Source organism: Agromyces sp. NPDC127015 (assembly GCF_042725165.1).
GTDB lineage: Bacteria > Actinomycetota > Actinomycetes > Actinomycetales > Microbacteriaceae > Agromyces > Agromyces chromiiresistens.
Map to the genome: position 1 here is coordinate 151,063 of NZ_JBHXDI010000001.1, position 17,365 is coordinate 168,427.

The window sequence follows — 17,365 nt, forward strand, 5'->3', positions numbered from 1 at the left end:
GAACGATTGCTCGGATGCCCCCGGAGGCCCCCATGCTCGATGTGCGCCGCCTGCGCCTGCTGGTCGAACTGAGCCAGCGCGGCACGCTCGCCGCAGTCGCCGAGGCCCTCTCGTACAGCCCCTCCTCCGTGTCGCAGCAGCTCAGCCAGCTCGAACGCGAGGCCGGCGTGCCGCTGCTCGTGCAGGTCGGCCGGCGCGTGCAGCTCACGCCGCAGGCGCTCGTGCTCGTCGAGCACGCGCGCGCGGTGCTCGACCGGCTCGAGGAGGCCGAGGCCGACGTCGCCCGCTCGCTCACCTCGGTCGGCGGCACCGTGCGCATCGCGGTGTTCCAGTCGGCGGCGCACGCGGTCGTGCCGCAGGCGCTCACCCTGCTGCGCGCCGAGCACCCCGCGCTGCGGGTCGAGATCACCGAGCGCGAACCCGACGTCGGGCTCTTCGAGGTCGCCGCGCGCGACTTCGACCTCGTCATCGCCGAGCAGTACCCGGGGCACACGCGCGCGCACCGCGAAGAGCTCGACCGGGTGCACCTCGCCGCCGACGCCATCCGGCTCGCACTGCCGCCGCACCCCGCGTCGCGCCCCGCCGGGCTCAAGACCGCCGCGAGCATGCCCTGGGTGCTCGAGCCTGCCGGCACGGCGTCTCGAGAGTGGGCCGAGCAGCTCTGCCGCGAGGCGGGCTTCGAACCCGACGTGCGGTTCGAGACCGCCGACCTCATGGCGCACATCCGGCTCATCCGGTCGGGCAACGCCGCCGGGCTCCTGCCCGACCTCGTGTGGGCGGGCGAGGCGCCGAGCGTGCGCCTCGTCGACCTGCCGGGGCACCCCGAGCGCGAGGTCTTCACGTCGACGCGGCACGCCGCCGCCGCCCGGCCGGCCGTCGTCGCGTGCCGCGACGCACTCGCCCGCGCGGCCCGCGCGACCGCGACGCCCGCCGCCGACTGACGCGGCACGGCGCGGCACGGCGAGCCCCACCGAGGGCTACGCTCGGCGCATGGAACCGCTGACGCTCCGGAACCGCGCCCCGCGCCGCCCGCTCATGCGAACCGGCGCGGCGATCATCGCCGTCATGACCGTCGCCCTGGTGTCCGCGTGCGCGAGCCCGGGCGGGTCGGATGACTCGTCGCCGAGCCCGAGCCCGGCGAGCGCCGTCGGCACGTGGGGCGACCCGACCGACACCACGGCGCCGTCGCTCTCGCTCGCCGCCGACGGCACGCTCACCGGCACCGACGGCTGCAACCGGCTCACCGGCCGCTGGGAGGACCAGGGCGCCGGCCGCATCGAGTTCGACGACGTCGCCTCGACACGGATGGCCTGCGAGGGCGTCGACACCTGGCTCTCGGCACTCGACGAGGCGACGATCGACGGCGACACGATGACGGTGCTCGGCGACGACGACGTCGAGCTCGGCACGCTCGAACGCACCTCCGACGAGCCGGCCGTCGCGGGCGACGACCCGGCGGCGTCGGGAGCGGCGAGCGCGTTCGTCGGCACCTGGGGCACCGATGCGCCGCAGCAGCCGTTCCTCGTGATCGCCGCCGACGGCACCGTCACGGGCAGCGACGGCTGCAACTCGCTCACCGGTTCGTGGGAGCCCGACGACGACGGCACGATCGAGTTCGACCGGATGGCGTCCACGATGATGGCCTGCGAGGGCGTCGACCAGTCGCTCGCGAAGCTCGACTGGGCCAAGGTCGACGGCGACACCCTCACCGTCCACGACGATCACGACGCCGTGGTCGCGACGCTCCCCCGCACGGCGTAGGCAGCCCACTTCTGGGCATGGCGGCCGACCCGCCGGGCCACTACCCTGACCGGCATGACCATCACTCGGAGGGTCGCGCTCGGTGCAGGCGCAGCGGTCATGCTGCTCCTGTTGACCGGATGCCTCGGGGAGGAGGGGTCGGTGCAGGGAGGCTCCATCGACCCGACCGGCACCTGGGGCGATGCGACCGACACGGCTTCACCCTCGCTCACCCTCGACGAGGGCGGCGACTTCAGCGGCACCGACGGCTGCAACCGGCTGAGCGGCACCTGGACGGTCGACGAGTCCGACCACGTCCACTTCGAAGACGTCGCCGTCACCCAGATGGCGTGCGAAGGCGTCGACACCTGGCTCGCGGGGCTGAACGAGGCCACGATCGCCGACGACACGATGACCGTGCTCGGCCAGGACGGCTACGAGATCGGCACCCTCGAACGCTCCGACTGAGCGCGCCCGCTCAGGCGGTGGCCTGCGCGAAGCGTTCGGCCTGCCGGCCGAGGAACTCGGCCAGCTCCGGCCCTTCGACGCGGTAGCGCACGCCCGGAGGAATCCACATGAGGGCCATCGCGAGCGCCTCGACCGACTCGGCCTCGAGCGGCCACGCGCAGTGCGCCTCATCGACGGCCTGGACCTCGCGCCCGTACCAGCCGAGGTGCTCGACGAGCTCGGCGCGCGGAAGCTCGACGATCACGCGCGCCTCGATGCTGCGGCGCCGGTAGCGCACCGCGCGTTCGACGCGCTCGCGCGCATCCTCCTCGGTCAGCGCACGCGGCTCGAAGCGCACCCTGGTCGGGAACACGTCGCTGATGCGGTCGAGCCGGAACGTGCGCCAGTCGTCGCGATCGCGGTCCCACGCGAGCAGGTACCAGCGACGGGCGACGGGCACGAGCCGGTACGGTTCGACGCTGCGGGCGGACCCCTGCCCCGAGGCATCCGTGTACTTGAACCGCAGCCGCTCGCCGTCGCGGCACGACAGGGCGAGCAGTCCGAGCAGTTCGGCGTCGACCTCGGGTGCCGGACGGCCCGAGCGGTTCCACCCGCCCACGCCGACGCCGACCGCCGTGTGCGACTGCAGCGCCTCGATGCGCCGGCGCAGCGCGGGCGGCAGCACCTGCTCGATCTTCGCGAGCGCCGAGAGCGTCGTGTGCTCGGCGCCGCGCAGCCCGGCCGTCGCCTGCGAGCGCAGGCCGAGCGCGATCGCGACGCCCTCGTCGTCGGTGAGCAGCAGCGGCGGCAGTCCCGTACCCGCTTCGAGCCGATAGCCTCCGGCGCTGCCGCGCACCGATTCGATGCCGTAGCCGAGCTCGCGCAGCCGTTCGACGTCGCGTCGGAGCGTTCGCTCGCTGACGCCGAGCCGGCCCGTGAGTTCGCGCGCCGACCAGTGCCGGTGGCTCTGCAGGAGGGAGAGCAGTTCGAGGGTTCTCGAGGTGGTCGCGGCCATGTTCCGATTCTCCCTCTAATGCGGACAGAAAGTGACCGGATGCCTCGAGAGACTGGCCGCATGACGAACCAGATGATCACCGCACAGGGCCTCACGAAGACGTTCCGCTCCAAGGGGCAGACCGTCGAGGCCGTCCGTTCCCTAGACCTCGCCGTCGGCGAGGGCGAGCTCGTCGCGTTCCTCGGCCCGAACGGCGCCGGAAAGTCGACGACGCTCCGCATGCTCACGACCCTCCTGCCCGCGACGAGCGGTGGGGCCACGGTCGCCGGATGCGACATCCGCACCGACGCGGCCGGGGTTCGCCGCCGTATCGGCTACGTCGGCCAGGGCAGCTCCGGCGGGCACACCCAGCGCGTGCGCGACGAACTGCACGCGCAGGGCGCGTTCTACGGGCTCGGCCGCCGAGAGACCCGCGCCCGCGCGGCCGAGCTCATCGAGTCGCTCGAGCTCGGCCAGGTCGCGAACCGCACCGTGCAGCAGCTCTCGGGCGGGCAGAAGCGCCGGCTCGACATCGCGCTCGGGCTCATCCACCGGCCCGGGCTGCTGTTCCTCGACGAGCCGTCGACGGGCCTCGACCCGCACAGCCGGGCCAACCTCTGGCAGCACATCGTCGAGCTCCGCCGCGAGACCGGCACCACGATCTTCCTCACGACGCACTACCTCGACGAGGCCGACCAGCTCGCCGAGCGCGTCATGGTCATGGACCACGGCTCGGTCATCGCCGACGACACGGCAGGGGCGCTCAAGTCGTCGCTCGCGGGCGACCGCGTCACGCTCGCGTTCGACACCGCCGCGGATGCCGCGGCCGCAGCCGCCCGCATCGGCGCCGAGCCCGACCCGGCCGACCCGAGGGTCGTCGCCGTCACGGCACCGGGCGGCGACCGGGCGCTGCCCCGCTACATCCGCGACCTGTCGGACGCCGGGATCGAGGTCGTCGCCGCCACGCACCGGCAGCCGACCCTCGACGACGTCTTCCTCGCCCTCACCGGCCGCAGTCTCCGCGAAGAGGCGGCGCACGCCGAGCCCGCCGAACTCGCCACCGTCTGACCGCACGATCACCTGAAGGGACCGCTCTCATGACCACCACCGCACCCACCGCCCGCCCCACGGGCTTCGTCCACGACACCGCCGCCGTCTTCGTGCGCGAGTCGAAGCCCCTCATCCGAGACCCGTTCAGCGTCGTGTTCTCGCTCGTGCAGCCGCTCGTCTTCCTCGGGCTCTTCGGGCCGCTGCTCATCGGCGCCGCCGGCGGCGACGTCGCAGGCACGCTGCAGTGGTTCGTGCCCGGCATCCTCGTCATGGTCGCCCTCTTCGGCACCGCCTCGACCGGGGCGAACCTGCTGTTCGAGATGCAGACCGGCTCGCACGAGCGCACCCTCGTCGCCCCGCTCTCGCGGAGCGCCCTGCTCGTCGGCCGCGCCCTGAAGGAGGTCGTGCCCCTCGTCATCCAGGGCACGATCGTCGTGCTCGTCGCCGTGCCGTTCGGGTTCAGCGTGAACGCGGCAGGGCTCGTGGCCGGCCTGCTCGTGCTCGCGGTGTTCGGCATCGGCTTCGGTGCACTGAGCTACACGCTCGCGCTCGCCTGCCGGAACCGCGACTGGATGTTCTGGATGGTGCACCAGACGCTGCTCTTCCCGCTCATGATCCTCTCGGGCATGCTGCTGCCGCTCGACGACGGCCCCGGCTGGATGAAGGTGGCCGCTGCCGTGAACCCGCTGAGCTACCTCGTCGGCGCCGAGCGGGCGCTGCTCGCCGGCGACTTCGGAGCCCCCGCCGTCGTCGGCGGCGCGATCGCCGCGATCGTCACGTGCGCGGTGGGTGTCGTCGTCGGCGTGCGCGCGATGCGCCGGGCGCGCTGAGCGCGCTCAGCCCTTCGAACCTCGACGCGCCAGTACGACGGCAGCGACGACGATCACCGCCCCGAGCACGAGCAGGGTCGCGACCAGCCAGGACGCATCGAACGTGACCGCCGCCGTGTCGTGACAGTCGACGTTCGTCGCGCACGAGGTGAGCACAGTCGAGCCGATCATGACGCCTCCCGAGTTGATGCTCGCTCCATCGTGACGCCCGCAGCCGTCGTCGGCACCCCGCCGGGAGTAACGATTCGGCCAATGCCGGTTCCGCCCCATGTGAGGCGGAACCGGCATTGCCGTTTGCGGAACCCCCGCCCCAGCCGGGGCGTTTACGCTCGGAGGATGCCGCTCCCCCGACCAGCGCCCGAGCCCGCCGCCGCCGCCCCCACCGCCGCCGCCCTCACCGCGCACGACGTCGTGATCGTCGGCGGAGGCCACAACGGCCTCACGGCCGCCGCCTACCTCGCCCGCGCCGGCCTCGACGTGCTGCTGCTCGAGCGCGACGACCACCTCGGCGGCGCGGCGGTCTCGGCCGAGGCGTTCGAGGGCGTCGACGCACGGCTCAGCCGCTACTCGTACCTCGTGAGCCTGCTGCCGCAGCGAATCGTCGACGACCTCGGCCTCGAGATCGGGCTCGTCCGCCGCCGGTTCTCGTCGTACACGCCCGACCCCGCCGACCCCGGGCGCGGCCTGCTCGTCGACGGCGACGCCGGCCCCGAGGCATCCCGCGCCGCCTTCGAGCGCGTCGACGCGCAGGCCGACGCCGCCGCCTGGGACGCGTTCTATCGAAGCACCGCACGGCTGGCCGAGCGCCTCTTCCCCACCCTGACCGAGCCGCTGCCGACCCGCGCCGAGGCCCGCGCGCTCGTCGGCGACGACGACGTCTGGAATGCGTTCGTCGAGCGCCCGCTCGGCGAGACGATCGACGCGACCTTCGCGAGCGACCTCGTGCGCGGGGTCGTCGCGACCGACGGGCTCATCGGCACGTTCACCGCGCTCGACGACCCGTCGCTCGACGCGAACCGGTGCTTCCTCTACCACGTCATCGGCGGCGGCACCGGCGACTGGGACGTGCCGATCGGCGGCATGGGCGCGGTCTCGGGCGAGCTGGAGCGTGCGGCGCGCACGGCAGGAGCGCGGCTCGTGACCGGCGCCGAGGTCGTGGCCGTCGACCCGACCGGTCGCGTGCGCTACCGGGTCGACGGCGGCGAACGGGTCGCGACCGCGGGCACGGTGCTCGCGAACGTCGCGCCCGCCGTGCTCGAGCGGCTCGTCGAGGCGGGCGACCCCGATGCCGCCGCGGTGCCGCCCGTCGTGCGTGCGCGCCTGCACGCTCTGCACGCGCCCGAGGGCGCACAGGTCAAGGTCAACCTGCTGCTCGAGCGGCTGCCCCGGCTGCGCGACGCAGACGTCGCCGCCGAGCAGGCGTTCGCGGGCACCTTCCACATCAACGAGCTCGCGACGCAGCTCGACGCCGCCTTCTCGACAGCCGTGCGCGGCGGCATCCCCTCGCCCATGCCGTGCGAGATCTACTGCCACACGCTGAGCGATCCGTCGATCCTCGCGCCCGAACTCGCCGCCGCGGGCATGCACACGCTCACCGTCTTCGGGTTGCACGTGCCGCACCGCCTGCTCGAACGCCACGGCAACGCCGAGCTGCGCGAGCTGCTGCAGCAGGCGGTGCTCGACTCGCTCGACAGCGTGCTCGCCGAACCCGTCGAGGGCGTCATCGCGAAGGATGCCTCGGGCCGGCCGTGCATCGAGACGAAGACGACCCTCGACCTCGAGGAGTCGCTGCGCATGCCGGGCGGCAACATCTTCCACGGCCCGCTGTCGTGGCCGTGGGCCGACGACGGCGCGCCGCTCGCGACGTCGGCCGAGCGGTGGGGCGTCGCCACGCGGCACCCTCGCGTGCTCCTGTGCGGGTCGGGCGCGGTCCGCGGCGGCGCGGTGAGCGGCATCGGCGGGCACAACGCCGCGATGGCCGTGCTCGAGGAGCTGGCGGGCTGAGGGCGCGGCGGCTGAGGATGGGGCGCCGCGCCATACCCTCCGGTACGGTGGCTCCATGTCGACGACACGCGAGCGCTGGCTCGACGAGGGGCTCGAGGTGCTCGCGACCGAAGGCGCGCCGGGGCTGCGGATCGACCGGCTCGCGGCACGCCTCGGCGTGACGAAGGGGTCGTTCCACCACCACTTCACCGGGGCCGGCGCCTACAAGGACGCACTGCTCGCGTACTACGAGGAGCACACCCTCGCCGCGATCGACGAGGGGATCGCGGCACAGCGCGCCCGCGGCACGCGCGCCACCCTCTCGTGGCTCAGTGAGCTCGCGATCTCGGGCGCTCCATCGATCCGCCCGACCGCGCTCGACGCTGCCGTGCGCGCCTGGGCGCACTCCGACGACGATGCGCGGGCGACGCAGGCGCGCATCGACGCGCGCATCATCGATGCGCTGCAGGCGGTGTGGCGGCCGGCGACGACATCCGACGCGGCCGCCCGGACCGCGGCACTCGTGCCGTACCTCGTCTCGGTCGGCGCGGCCGCGACGGTGCCGCCGATCAGCAGCGACGAGCTCCGGGCGGTCTACGAGCTCCTGCTCGAGATCGCCCCGGTCGCGGGCGGACCGACGGCCGACGGCGACGGCGACGGCGCCGGAGACTGAGGCCGGCCGGCGCACCGGGGCGGAGGCCCGCAGGTCAGAGCACGAAGCAGAAGAGTCCGGTCGCGAGGCAGATCACGAGCATGCCCGTCGCGTTGAGGAACAGGTTGCGCCCGAGGTCGCGCGCCCGCACGTGCATGCCGATCGCGACGAGGAAGTAGGCGATGAGCGCGGCGCAGGTGAGCGCGCCGAGGTACGGAATCCAGATGCCCGCGATGAGCCCCGCGGCGGCGGCGAACTTGATCGGCGGCATCACCCACCACCACTTCTTCGGGAAGCCCACGTCCTCGAAGCACTTCGCGATGAATGCGACGGGCTTCAGGCAGAGCAGGGCGTCGCCGAAGCAGATCGCAGCGAGGAGCACGACGGGCCAGACCGGGTCGGGAAGGGCGGCATCCATGTTCCATACCATACCGTATGGTATGGCCTGCGACCAGACACGAGGATGCCGCGGTTCAGGCGAGCACGATCCAACCGACGCCGACGACGAGCGAGACGACGCCCAGCACGAGGCTCGGCACGAACGACTCCTTGCGCTTCACGTGCAGCGCGACGGCGAACACCATGGTGACGGCGAGCGCGAACGCCGCGGTCGGGGTGAGCCAGGCGAGGATGCCGGTCGCGGCGGGCAGCACGAGCCCGATGCCGCCGAGCAGCTCGAGGATGCCGATGGTCTTCAGCTGGCCGGCGCTGACGTCTTCGACCCAGGGCATGTTGGCGAGCACGGCCTCGCGCGACTTCAGCGCCTTCATGCTTCCGGCCATGACGAACAGGAGGGCGAGCAGGCCGGTGACGATCCACAGCGCGATGATCAAGGTGTTTCTCCAGACGAGTCGGTTACCATCAGTGCGTAACGCACGATCGGTGACTCTAACCGACGACCCCCACGCACTTCACCGTGCGTCACGCACCCCGAGGTGCGTATCGGGGGCAGCGTGCGACCGGAGAGGAGCACCATGGCGACCCCGCTGACCGCCGACGCCGTCGTCGATCGCCTGCCGCCCGCGGCGTCGCCGTGCAGCGTCGAGCACGAGGCGAGCGACGTCATCCGCGACGTGCTCGCCCGCGTCGGCGACAAGTGGAGCCTGCTCGTCGTCGGGCTGCTTCACAACGAACCGCTGCGCTTCACCGAACTGCAGCGCCGCATCGACGGCATCTCGCACCGCATGCTCACGCAGACCCTGCGCAACCTGCAGCGCGACGGACTCGTCTCACGGACGAGCTACGCCGAGATCCCGCCTCGCGTCGAGTACGCCGCGACCGAGCTCGGCCGTTCGCTCGCCGAACCCGTGCTCGGACTCGTGGGGTGGGCTGCCGCCCACCACGAGCAGATCACCGACGCCCGCGACGCCTTCGACGAGGCATCCACCCGAACGGGGTGAGACCCGGTGCCGGGGTCAGAAGATGAACATCTGGCCGAGCACGATGATCGCGATGACGAACAGCGCGATGATGGCGCCCGCGATCGCCAGCGACTTCGCCGAGAGATTCGCGACGACGTAGCCCACGAGGATCGGCACGGCCACGAGGAAGAGCGTCACGATCCACCAGAAGGTCTGGTAGGCGCCGGTGCCCACTTCTTCGAGCCGCCCCGAGAACAGCTGCTGCGTGTGCGGGTTCGTCGCGAATGCGAACGCGGCCGACAGCGGCAGGGCGACGAGGACGAGCACGATCAGGCCGGCGAGCCAGCCCCACAGCCCCGACTTGCCCTCGGTGATGTCCATCGTCTCTTCGTGCGCAACGCGCCCCTTCGAACTCATGCCACCGACTCTAGTGGTTCGTGCATCCGCGGGCTTAGCCTGAATTGAACGAAAGACTGGGGGCGATGATGACCGCGAAACCGACCGGGCACTACGTGCTGAAGGCCGACGGGCTCTACCTGCAGTTCGATCGGCTGTTCCATGCGCCCATCGAGGACGTCTGGTACAGCCTCACGAACCCGAACGCCATGAAGGCGTGGATCGGCACCTACACGGGCAGCCCGTCGACGGGCGGCGTGCGCTTCCAGATGAGCGAGGAGGGCGCCGAGTGGATGAACGTCTCCATCCTCGAGTGCGCGGCACCCCACCGGTTCACGGCCGATTCGGGGTCGGGACCGAGCGGGGTCCGGGTGTTCTGCCACCTCGTCGAGGGCGGCGGCATGACGACCCTGACGCTCGGCCAGCGCGTGAAGGACGGGGCGGACGCGGCGAGCATCGGCCCGGGCTGGGACTTCTACCTCGACCGGCTCATCGCCGCCCGCTCGGGCGCCGCGATGCCCGCGTGGGAGACCTACTTCCCCCAGTTCTCGCCCCACTACCGCGAACTGAAGGTGCCCGACACCGCCAACTGAGGCCGGCCCGACCCTAGACTGGCGCGCGTGAACACGGCAGAACGCCTCCGGCGGCGACGCGATCGCCCGCGCGACGGGCTCTTCGTCAACCACCCGCTGCGCTGGGGCTTCATCGTCACGCTCGGCGTGCTGCTCGCGCTCATGCTCGCGTCGGCGCTCGTCGCGCTGCAGGGCGTCGTGCTCTCGGTGTTCATCGCCGCGTTCGTCGCGCTCGGGCTCGACCCGCTCATCCGCTGGTTCCAGCGCAGGGGGCTGCCTCGGGGCGCCGCGATCGTGACCGTCATCCTGTTGTTCGTCGCCGTCGTGGTCGGCATCGTGTGGCTCGTGGTGCCGCCGGTCGTCAACCAGGCGGCGGTCTTCATCAAGACGATGCCGGCCGAGATCCACCACCTGGTCGACTCCGGGTGGTTCGAGCGGTACGACGAGTCGACGAACGGCGTGCTCTCGTCGATCGTCGAGTGGGTCGGCGGGGTGCTCACCGACCCCGACACGTGGGCGGCGATCGGCGGCGGCGCCCTGCAGTTCGGCGCCGCACTGCTCGACGGCATCTCGACGGGCGTGTTCGTCGTGGTGCTCTCGATCTACTTCATCGCGACCCTCGACACGACCAAGCGCGCCTGCTACACCCTGGTGGCCGCGAGCCACCGAGCCCGGGTCGAGAGCCTCGCAGAGCGCATCATGCTCTCGGTCGGCAAGTACCTGAGCGGCATGGTCGTGCTCGCGTTCTGCAACTCCGTGTTCTCGACGATCCTGCTCGCGGCAGTCGGCGTGAAGTACGCCCTCTTCATCGGTGTGCTCGCGTTCTTCATCACGCTCATCCCGCTCATCGGTACCGTCATCACGACCGTGATCATGACGATCGTCGCGCTCTTCGTCTCGCCGCTCGCCGGCATCATCGTGCTCATCGCGATGCTCGTCTACATGCAGGTCGAGGCGTACATCCTGACGCCGAAGGTGATGGGCAAGGCCGTGCAGGTGCCCGGCACGATCGTGCTCATCTCCGCCCTCGCGGGCGGCACGCTGCTCGGCCTGCTCGGCGCCCTCGTGGCGATCCCGATCTCGGCGGGCATCCTGCTCATCATCCGCGAGGTCGTGATCCCGAGGCAGGCGCGCAGCTAGCGATTTCACCGCCCACCTGCCGCGCCACCCTCTGCGCCGCGCCTTCGCCGCCCGGTCGCGGCCGCGCTACACGGCAGCAGGCTCGGGCTCGGCAGGCTCGGCAGGCTCGGCAGGCTCGGCGCGCCCGGCCGGGCCGGCCGGCTCGGCTCCGACCGCGGATGCCCCGGCCGCGTCGTCCTCGGCCGCCGGACCCTGCTCGCCGGTGCCGCGGCCCGCGGGCAGGAAGAGCGCCGCGACGAGCGCGACCACGAGGCCGGCGGCGCCGACGAGCACGGCCGGCACCGCGGCATCCGTGAAGCCGGTGGGCGTAAGCTCACCGCCCGTTCCCGTGAAGACGGCCGTCAGCACCGCGACGCCGAGCGCGACGCCGACCTCGCGGAGCGTCGAGTTCGTGCCCGACGCCTTGGCGTGGTCGTCTTCGGGCATGTGCGCGAGCACGGCGGTCGACATCGGGGCGAAGACGAGCGACATGCCGATGCCGGCCATGAGGAACGGCCCGACGAGCGACGCGTAGGCGACGTCGGGGTCCATCTCGAGCGCGATCCAGGTGAGCGCCGCGGCCTGCAGGGCGAGACCGGTGACGATGAGGGTGCGCGTGCCGACGCGCGGGGCGATCGCGCCGGCGATCGGGGCGATGAACATGGGCGCGAGCGTCCACGGCATCGTCTGCACGCCGGCTTCGAGGGGCGACGCGCCCTGCACGACCTGCAGGAACTGGATGAGCACGAAGACCGAGCCGAACATGCCGAAGCTGAACCAGAAGCCGACGAGGTTGGCCGCCGTGAAGCTGCGGTCGCGGAAGAGGCGCAGCGGCAGCAGTGGCGCCTTCGCCCGCGCCTCCCAGGCGATGAACCCGGCGAGCAGCAGCGCGCCGGCGACGAGCGAGCCGATCACCTCGGGGCTCTCCCAGCCCGCGTCGTTGCCGCGGACGATCCCGAAGACGAGCCCGAGCACGCCGAGACCGGCGAGCGCGACCCCGACGAGGTCGATGCGGGCCCGCGCCCCGAGCGTGTTCGGCAGCACGGCGAGTGCGAGCGGGATCGCGACGAGACCGACGGGCACGTTGAGCCAGAAGATGGCCTGCCAGTTCCAGCCCTCGATGACGGCGCCGCCGATGAGCGGGCCCAGCGCGACGCCGAGGCCGGCGACGCCGCCCCAGATGCCGATCGCCATCGGGCGCAGTCGCTTCGGCACGCTGCCGGCGAGCAGGGTGAGCGAGAGCGGCATGATGCCCGCGGCGCCGAAGCCCTGCACGGCGCGGCTCGCGATGACCATCCACGGCTCGGTGCTGAGCGCGACGAGCACGCTCGCCCCGGTGAAGATCGCGATCGCGACGACGAAGACGGTGCGGCGGCCGATGCGGTCGCCGAGCGCGGCCGCGGCGAGGATGAAGGTCGCGAACGCGAGCGTGAAGGCGTTGACGAACCACTGCAGCTCTTCGATCGAGGCACCGAGGTCGACGGCCATCGCTGGGAGCGCATTGGTGATGACGAGGTTGTCGAGCGTCGCCATGAACATCGGCAGGGATGCCGCGACGATCGCGAGCCACACGGGGATGCGGCGTGCGCTGGTGGACATCGGAAGCTCCTTCGAGATGGTGTGGTAATCGACTGATAACCAGTATGGAAGCGACTGTAGTAATCGACTGATAACATGTCAAGCATGAGTTCCACCACGGATCGCATCCCCGCGACGGAGCGGCGCGAACAGATCCTCGAAGCCGCCACCGGCGTGTTCGGCGAGCTCGGCTACGCCGGCGCCACGACCGACCGCGTCGCGAAGGCCGCCGGCATCAGCCAGCCCTACGTCGTGCGCCTCTTCGGCACGAAGGAGCAGCTGTTCATCGACGTGCTCGAGCGCACCTGCGCCCGCATCCTCGCGGCCTTCGACGCGGCGGTCGCCGACGAGACCTCGGAGAAGCCGGTCGGCCCGCGCATCGGCGAGGCGTACGTCGAGCTCGTCGAGACCGACCGCGGCATCCTGCTCGCGCTGATGCAGGGGTTCCTCCTCGGCCACGACCCCCGTATCGGTCCGGTCGCGCGCGCCGGGTTCATGCGCATCTACTCGCGCATGCGCGACGTGATGGACGCCGACGAGGCGATGCGCTTCATGGCCCAGGGCATGCTCATCAACACGCTCATCGCCTCGAACCTGACCGAGCAGATCGACGACGGCCCGGTCGACGAGCTGTTCGCGTGCACGTTCGGCGACAAGCTCGGCCTCGTGCTCGAGGGGCTCGCGAAGGAGGCCTGAACGGGGGTCTCGACACGGCGCTCCGCGCCGACCCGACCGCCGGGGGCGTCACTCCCAGATCGACGGCGCCGCGGCGCGGGTCACGGGGAGCGCGACGTCCTTGCCCCAGCGCTCCATCCACTCGGGGATGCCTTCGAAGCCCTCGACGCCGAACGCCTCGACGAGCTCGCCCATCGGCACCGTGCCGCCCGCCTTCCGCAGGAACCGGGCCCTGATGTATCCCGTGGCATAGATCTCGGGCTTGCCCGATGCATCGGGGCGCACGAATCGCTGCTCCATGTAGACGGCCTTGTCGTCGTGGCCGATGATGCGCGACTCGACCGTGAACCGCTTCCACGGATTGAGCGACTTGCGGAACGTGATCGTCTCGCTCGCGACCACCGGGTACCAGCCGCGATCACGCATGAGCTGCCAGACGCCGTTGCGCACGAGCATCTCGAACCGCGCGACATCCATGATCGAGAAGTAGACCCCGTTGTTCATGTGGTTGAGGATGTCGAGGTCGGTCGGCAGCGTGACGAAGTTCGTGCGGGCGACGTCGCCGTGGCCGAGCCGTGAGCGGAAGCGCGCGAGGACGAAATGCAGCATCGTGCGGAAGAACATGTGCATGATCCACGACTGTATGACGAGATCGCAGTGGATATGGATAATCCGTCGATCCAGACAATCACGGGCGGATGCCTCGCGCCGAAGTTGTGGGGACCGATCACGATGCGCGTGCCCCTGCCTGGCGGAGCCGCTACCGTGGTGTCGTGCTCGCCATGCTGAAGACGACGGGACGGCTGCTCGCCGCGCACTGGCCGGCACTGCTCGCGTGGTTCCTCGCCGGAGTGCTCGTCCGCTATCTCGTCATCGAGCTCGCCGGGTTCGTCGGGGCGTACAGCGCGGTCGGCGGCCTGCTGCTCATGCCGCTCGCGATCCTCGCGCGGCTCGTGGGCTTCGTGGCCATGTTCCTCACCGTGCGAGACGGCATGGCCCGTCTCGGTGCGATCGCCCCGCTGCCGCCGTCGGCGTCGGAGCGGCGCCGGGCATTCGTCGACGCACTGCTCGCCGGCGTGCTGCCGTTCTTCGCGTTCTACGCCGCCTGGGGCTACCTGCGCGACGACATGGCCGCCTACTCGGCACGTGCACTCGAGGTGCAGACGGAGGTCAACGGGGCGTCCGAGCTGCTGGGCGGCGAGGCGGTCGCTCGCGGTGCGGGCACCATCGACCAGCTCGGCTTCGAACCCGTCACGATCCTGCTCATCGTCGTCGCCTTCGCCGGTCGTTGGGCCTGGAATCGCTACCGCGACCGGCTCCCCCGCCTGCTCAGCCTCGTCGCCGTCTACCTCGAGGCGATCTGGGTGTTCCTCACCGTGATGCTGCTCTCGCAGGCGACCGGCTGGATCGGCGAGTGGGTCGCCTCGCGGCAGGGGATGGTGTGGCTCGCCGACCTCCGCGCGTGGACCGCCGAGCAGCTGGTGCCGATCGCCTGGGTCTGGGAGGGCGTCGAGTGGCTCCTCGGCGAACTCGGCGGCGTCATCCTGCTGCCGGTCGCCTGGCTCACGATCGCAGGGGTGATCTACGGGCAGGCGGTCGCCGCCGAGGCGCCGCAGCTGTCCGTCGGCATCCTCGATCGGGCGCGCCACGGCTGGGGCGCACTCCCGTCGGGCGTCCGCCGCCGGCTCGCCGACATCGGAGGCGAGCTCGTCTCGCGGTTCCGACCCATCGGCCGCGCCTTCGTGCTCATGTGGCGCGCGGGGCCGGTGCTGATCGGCGGCTACATCCTGCTCGCCACCCTCCTCGTCGCCGGCGAGCGGCTGCTGGGCTACGGCATCACCCGGGCGATCGGACCGCACGACCTCAAGACGTTCTGGTTCGTGGCCGACACGGCCATCCTGCTCGTCGTGCCGCTCGTGACGGAGCCCGTGCGCATCGCCCTCGTCTCGAGTGCGTACGACGCGGTCATCGGACGGCTCGCCGCGACGGATGCCTCGGCGCCCGGCGCCCCGACGGCGCCCGGTTCCGACGCCGATGCCGCGGCGGCCTCAGTCGCCGACGGGCAGCCGGAGGATCGCCGGCGCGTCGGCGACGAGCTCGAGGTCGACGACGAACGGGCCCTCGGCATCGGGCGGGAGGACGAACGGAGCGACGATGTCGAACGGCTCGGTCCCCATGAGCGCGCATGAGGTGGTGTTCCAGCCGAGGAGGATCCCCGACTGATCCCACTGCCGCTGCTCGCCGCCCGTCTCGAGCAGCGTCGGCGGGAAGCATCCCGGTTCCTCATCGCCCGGCACCACCGGGATGGTGACCTCGATGAGGCGAGCGTCCTGCGGGATGTCGTACTCGTCGGTGACGGGCAGTTCTTCGACGGTCGCGGGCCCCCATGTCGTGCCCGCGTAGTCGTACGTCTGCCCCCACTCGACCTCGATCGGCACGATCTGCGCGCGAGTCGCGTTCGTGCTCGCCTCGTTCGAGCTGATGATACCGAAGGTCGCGGGCACGAGCAGCGCCAGCGCGACGAGGGCTGCGGCGTTGCGCCGCCACCAGCCGCCCGGGCGTCGGCGTCGCCCTGGCCTCACGGACCCCTCCTGCCGCACCTCGCTCATGAGCCCGCCCAGTCGACGGGCGCGATCTCGGCCTCCCCGACGTGCTCGAGATCGTCGAGCGGCACGCGGGTCTCGAGCACGGAGTCGAGTCGGTCGTCGAGGTTCAGGCCGAAGCGCAGCACGAGCTCGTCCGGTACGCCCGCTGCGCCGGCGTCGAGCGCGCCCTCGGGCAGCTCGAATGCGACCGAGCCGGCCGACGGCAGGCCGACCGAGAGCGGATGGCCGAACATCGAATCGGGCGGGCGCTCGCTCGCCCGGTAGGTGCGGCCGCCGAGGCGGAGGGTCACGAACTGCAACAGGGTTCCCGTCTCCATCCGGGTCGCCTCGGACTCGACATCGACGACCACCCACTCCCCCTCGGCCCGCCAGCCCCCGTTCACCACGGCGTCGGCGGCGCGCACGCCGGTGACGGTGAGCGCGAGGTTCCGGCCCTCGGCGCGCATCCCCACCGGCGCGGCGACGACGAACGGCTGCTCGGCGGAGTCCTCGGCCGGGGTCACGGCCGTGACGCCCCAGGCCGCCGCGACCAAGGCGGCGCCCGCGACCGGGGGCACCCAGCGGCGGGTCATCCGGCGGCCCCTTCGTCGCTCTGACCGACGGCGGGATCGACGGGCGTGTCGTCCGCGGCATCCGCATCGGGATCCTTCCCCGCCCCGACATCCTCGATCGCGACGGTGACGTACGCCGCCGGAACCGGGTCCTCCCAGCTCCGCCCGCTCGCCACGAACGACGCGGTGTAGAGGGTCTCGTCGCGCACCACGAAGCGCAGCTCCTGGTCGTCGCGGTACGACCGCCCGTCGACCGCCCACGCGAGCACGAGGGTCGCCGGCACCCCGGGCTGCAGCCACGGTCCGAAGGTGCCGTCGTCGAGCCGGGCGACCTCGTCGGCCTCGACCACGTCGGAGCCCCGCTCGAGGACGACCGCGTCTCGCACGCTGTAACCCCGCGCAGTCATGAGCGGCTCGGTCCACAGGTTCTCGGCGTCGACGACGAGCGCGAGCACCCGCTGTCCCGGCTCGACCGTGATGCCGGCCTCGGGCAGCTTGTCGATGAGCACCGCGCGCTGCACCGCGACGGCGAGCTGGTCGTTGCGATGCTCCTCGCCGACGGCGAGGGCGGCGGGGCCGGGCTCCTCCGCGGTGGCCAGGCCGCCGAAGGCGGCGGTCGCCGCGAGGAAGAGCACGGTGCCCGCGGTCGCGAACCACTTCGTCGGCACCCGGTCGCTCGCGGTGCGCAGCCAGTGGAACCGCCGCTTGGGCACGGGCTGCTGCGCCCGCGTCTCGGGTTCCGGTTCCACGTCAGCAGCATAGGGTGCGGCGAGCGGTCGAGGCATCCGACATGCTCGGTGGCCCGCCGCCG

The 17,365-nt window shown here is 71.8% G+C and carries 21 protein-coding genes; 12 read left to right on the forward strand and 9 right to left on the reverse strand.

Features of this window, described 5'->3' with window-relative positions; all coding sequences use genetic code 11:
- The first annotated feature begins 32 nt into the window (after positions 1-32).
- The 3 genes from ACFWGP_RS00610 to ACFWGP_RS00620 are packed head-to-tail and all read left to right on the forward strand — an operon-like array spanning position 33 to position 2,208.
- Positions 33-941 carry a LysR substrate-binding domain-containing protein gene (locus ACFWGP_RS00610; RefSeq protein ID WP_231429037.1) on the forward strand — a complete coding sequence of 303 codons (909 nt, stop codon included), beginning with the start codon at positions 33-35 and terminating at the stop codon, positions 939-941.
- A 49-nt stretch (positions 942-990) separates the two neighbouring features.
- Complete coding sequence (locus tag ACFWGP_RS00615; protein WP_275506024.1) at positions 991-1,761, forward strand: META domain-containing protein; 771 nt, start codon at positions 991-993, stop codon at positions 1,759-1,761.
- A 54-nt stretch (positions 1,762-1,815) separates the two neighbouring features.
- On the forward strand, positions 1,816-2,208 hold the full coding sequence (locus ACFWGP_RS00620; RefSeq protein ID WP_231429039.1) for an META domain-containing protein: 393 nt from the start codon (positions 1,816-1,818) through the stop codon (positions 2,206-2,208).
- Positions 2,209-2,218: 10 nt separating this feature from the next.
- Here the strand turns inward: ACFWGP_RS00620 and ACFWGP_RS00625 are convergent, their stop codons facing one another.
- Entirely contained in the window at positions 2,219-3,202 is a 984-nt protein-coding gene (locus tag ACFWGP_RS00625; protein ID WP_376929904.1) for a helix-turn-helix transcriptional regulator, read from the reverse strand.
- Positions 3,203-3,262: 60 nt separating this feature from the next.
- Here ACFWGP_RS00625 and ACFWGP_RS00630 point away from each other — a divergent pair, with 60 nt between their 5' ends.
- The gene (locus tag ACFWGP_RS00630; protein ID WP_231429041.1) at positions 3,263-4,249 is read left to right on the forward strand and encodes an ATP-binding cassette domain-containing protein; all 987 of its coding nucleotides are present in this window, start codon (positions 3,263-3,265) and stop codon (positions 4,247-4,249) included.
- A gap of 29 nt (positions 4,250-4,278) precedes the next feature.
- On the forward strand, positions 4,279-5,061 hold the full coding sequence (locus tag ACFWGP_RS00635; RefSeq protein WP_376929905.1) for an ABC transporter permease: 783 nt from the start codon (positions 4,279-4,281) through the stop codon (positions 5,059-5,061).
- Positions 5,062-5,067: 6 nt separating this feature from the next.
- Here the strand turns inward: ACFWGP_RS00635 and ACFWGP_RS00640 are convergent, their stop codons facing one another.
- The gene (locus ACFWGP_RS00640) at positions 5,068-5,232 is read right to left on the reverse strand and encodes a hypothetical protein (RefSeq protein WP_231429043.1); all 165 of its coding nucleotides are present in this window, start codon (positions 5,230-5,232) and stop codon (positions 5,068-5,070) included.
- Positions 5,233-5,397: 165 nt separating this feature from the next.
- On the opposite strand from ACFWGP_RS00640, the gene ACFWGP_RS00645 reads away from it, so the two are divergent.
- Positions 5,398-7,065 carry a phytoene desaturase family protein gene (locus tag ACFWGP_RS00645; RefSeq protein WP_376929906.1) on the forward strand — a complete coding sequence of 556 codons (1,668 nt, stop codon included), beginning with the start codon at positions 5,398-5,400 and terminating at the stop codon, positions 7,063-7,065.
- A gap of 55 nt (positions 7,066-7,120) precedes the next feature.
- Complete coding sequence (locus ACFWGP_RS00650; protein WP_376929907.1) at positions 7,121-7,717, forward strand: TetR/AcrR family transcriptional regulator; 597 nt, start codon at positions 7,121-7,123, stop codon at positions 7,715-7,717.
- Between the two features lie 34 nt (positions 7,718-7,751).
- Here ACFWGP_RS00650 and ACFWGP_RS00655 read toward each other — a convergent pair whose 3' ends face one another.
- Together ACFWGP_RS00655 and ACFWGP_RS00660 are read right to left on the reverse strand one after the other, a co-directional pair.
- Positions 7,752-8,114 carry a DoxX family protein gene (locus ACFWGP_RS00655; RefSeq protein WP_231429046.1) on the reverse strand — a complete coding sequence of 121 codons (363 nt, stop codon included), beginning with the start codon at positions 8,112-8,114 and terminating at the stop codon, positions 7,752-7,754.
- 55 nt (positions 8,115-8,169) lie between these two features.
- Entirely contained in the window at positions 8,170-8,529 is a 360-nt protein-coding gene (locus ACFWGP_RS00660) for a DoxX family protein (protein ID WP_231429047.1), read from the reverse strand.
- 141 nt (positions 8,530-8,670) lie between these two features.
- On the opposite strand from ACFWGP_RS00660, the gene ACFWGP_RS00665 reads away from it, so the two are divergent.
- Positions 8,671-9,096 (forward strand): winged helix-turn-helix transcriptional regulator, encoded by a 426-nt coding sequence (locus ACFWGP_RS00665; RefSeq protein ID WP_376929908.1) that lies wholly within the window; start codon positions 8,671-8,673, stop codon positions 9,094-9,096.
- 15 nt (positions 9,097-9,111) lie between these two features.
- On the opposite strand, the gene ACFWGP_RS00670 is transcribed toward ACFWGP_RS00665, so the two are convergent.
- Positions 9,112-9,474 (reverse strand): hypothetical protein, encoded by a 363-nt coding sequence (locus ACFWGP_RS00670; protein ID WP_231429049.1) that lies wholly within the window; start codon positions 9,472-9,474, stop codon positions 9,112-9,114.
- A gap of 65 nt (positions 9,475-9,539) precedes the next feature.
- Here ACFWGP_RS00670 and ACFWGP_RS00675 point away from each other — a divergent pair, with 65 nt between their 5' ends.
- Together ACFWGP_RS00675 and ACFWGP_RS00680 are read left to right on the forward strand one after the other, a co-directional pair.
- A complete protein-coding gene (locus ACFWGP_RS00675) occupies positions 9,540-10,046 on the forward strand; it encodes an SRPBCC family protein (protein ID WP_231429050.1) in 507 nt (168 codons plus the stop codon).
- 27 nt (positions 10,047-10,073) lie between these two features.
- Positions 10,074-11,165 carry an AI-2E family transporter gene (locus tag ACFWGP_RS00680; protein WP_376929909.1) on the forward strand — a complete coding sequence of 364 codons (1,092 nt, stop codon included), beginning with the start codon at positions 10,074-10,076 and terminating at the stop codon, positions 11,163-11,165.
- Between the two features lie 66 nt (positions 11,166-11,231).
- Here the strand turns inward: ACFWGP_RS00680 and ACFWGP_RS00685 are convergent, their stop codons facing one another.
- Positions 11,232-12,743, reverse strand: coding sequence for a DHA2 family efflux MFS transporter permease subunit (locus ACFWGP_RS00685; protein ID WP_376929910.1), 1,512 nt, complete (start codon positions 12,741-12,743; stop codon positions 11,232-11,234).
- A gap of 84 nt (positions 12,744-12,827) precedes the next feature.
- On the opposite strand from ACFWGP_RS00685, the gene ACFWGP_RS00690 reads away from it, so the two are divergent.
- Positions 12,828-13,418: a TetR/AcrR family transcriptional regulator gene (locus ACFWGP_RS00690; RefSeq protein WP_231429053.1), complete on the forward strand. Its 591-nt coding sequence runs from the start codon at positions 12,828-12,830 to the stop codon at positions 13,416-13,418.
- A 48-nt stretch (positions 13,419-13,466) separates the two neighbouring features.
- Here the strand turns inward: ACFWGP_RS00690 and ACFWGP_RS00695 are convergent, their stop codons facing one another.
- Positions 13,467-14,027: a thioesterase family protein gene (locus tag ACFWGP_RS00695; RefSeq protein WP_231429054.1), complete on the reverse strand. Its 561-nt coding sequence runs from the start codon at positions 14,025-14,027 to the stop codon at positions 13,467-13,469.
- 152 nt (positions 14,028-14,179) lie between these two features.
- Here ACFWGP_RS00695 and ACFWGP_RS00700 point away from each other — a divergent pair, with 152 nt between their 5' ends.
- Positions 14,180-15,586, forward strand: coding sequence for a hypothetical protein (locus ACFWGP_RS00700; RefSeq protein WP_376930420.1), 1,407 nt, complete (start codon positions 14,180-14,182; stop codon positions 15,584-15,586).
- A 416-nt stretch (positions 15,587-16,002) separates the two neighbouring features.
- Here the strand turns inward: ACFWGP_RS00700 and ACFWGP_RS00705 are convergent, their stop codons facing one another.
- Both ACFWGP_RS00705 and ACFWGP_RS00710 read right to left on the reverse strand, forming a co-directional pair.
- A complete protein-coding gene (locus ACFWGP_RS00705; protein ID WP_376929911.1) occupies positions 16,003-16,575 on the reverse strand; it encodes a hypothetical protein in 573 nt (190 codons plus the stop codon).
- Positions 16,572-17,303 carry a hypothetical protein gene (locus ACFWGP_RS00710; RefSeq protein ID WP_376929912.1) on the reverse strand — a complete coding sequence of 244 codons (732 nt, stop codon included), beginning with the start codon at positions 17,301-17,303 and terminating at the stop codon, positions 16,572-16,574. The genes ACFWGP_RS00705 and ACFWGP_RS00710 overlap by 4 nt, the downstream gene beginning before the upstream one ends.
- Positions 17,304-17,365 lie beyond the last annotated feature (62 nt).

Bases quoted from the DNA above. Each gene is read 5' to 3' on its own strand.
- ACFWGP_RS00685 (WP_376929910.1), bottom strand. From the start codon at position 12,743: ATGTCCACCAGCGCACGCCGCATCCCCGTGTGGCTCGCGATCGTCGCG.
- ACFWGP_RS00630 (WP_231429041.1), top strand. From the start codon at position 3,263: ATGACGAACCAGATGATCACCGCACAGGGCCTCACGAAGACGTTCCGC.
- ACFWGP_RS00640 (WP_231429043.1), bottom strand. From the start codon at position 5,232: ATGATCGGCTCGACTGTGCTCACCTCGTGCGCGACGAACGTCGACTGT.
- ACFWGP_RS00635 (WP_376929905.1), top strand. From the start codon at position 4,279: ATGACCACCACCGCACCCACCGCCCGCCCCACGGGCTTCGTCCACGAC.
- ACFWGP_RS00695 (WP_231429054.1), bottom strand. From the start codon at position 14,027: ATGCACATGTTCTTCCGCACGATGCTGCATTTCGTCCTCGCGCGCTTC.
- ACFWGP_RS00705 (WP_376929911.1), bottom strand. From the start codon at position 16,575: ATGACCCGCCGCTGGGTGCCCCCGGTCGCGGGCGCCGCCTTGGTCGCG.
- ACFWGP_RS00675 (WP_231429050.1), top strand. From the start codon at position 9,540: ATGATGACCGCGAAACCGACCGGGCACTACGTGCTGAAGGCCGACGGG.
- ACFWGP_RS00690 (WP_231429053.1), top strand. From the start codon at position 12,828: ATGAGTTCCACCACGGATCGCATCCCCGCGACGGAGCGGCGCGAACAG.
- ACFWGP_RS00615 (WP_275506024.1), top strand. From the start codon at position 991: ATGGAACCGCTGACGCTCCGGAACCGCGCCCCGCGCCGCCCGCTCATG.
- ACFWGP_RS00610 (WP_231429037.1), top strand. From the start codon at position 33: ATGCTCGATGTGCGCCGCCTGCGCCTGCTGGTCGAACTGAGCCAGCGC.
- ACFWGP_RS00655 (WP_231429046.1), bottom strand. From the start codon at position 8,114: ATGGATGCCGCCCTTCCCGACCCGGTCTGGCCCGTCGTGCTCCTCGCT.
- ACFWGP_RS00670 (WP_231429049.1), bottom strand. From the start codon at position 9,474: ATGAGTTCGAAGGGGCGCGTTGCGCACGAAGAGACGATGGACATCACC.
- ACFWGP_RS00700 (WP_376930420.1), top strand. From the start codon at position 14,180: ATGCTGAAGACGACGGGACGGCTGCTCGCCGCGCACTGGCCGGCACTG.
- ACFWGP_RS00650 (WP_376929907.1), top strand. From the start codon at position 7,121: ATGTCGACGACACGCGAGCGCTGGCTCGACGAGGGGCTCGAGGTGCTC.
- ACFWGP_RS00625 (WP_376929904.1), bottom strand. From the start codon at position 3,202: ATGGCCGCGACCACCTCGAGAACCCTCGAACTGCTCTCCCTCCTGCAG.
- ACFWGP_RS00665 (WP_376929908.1), top strand. From the start codon at position 8,671: ATGGCGACCCCGCTGACCGCCGACGCCGTCGTCGATCGCCTGCCGCCC.
- ACFWGP_RS00620 (WP_231429039.1), top strand. From the start codon at position 1,816: ATGACCATCACTCGGAGGGTCGCGCTCGGTGCAGGCGCAGCGGTCATG.
- ACFWGP_RS00645 (WP_376929906.1), top strand. From the start codon at position 5,398: ATGCCGCTCCCCCGACCAGCGCCCGAGCCCGCCGCCGCCGCCCCCACC.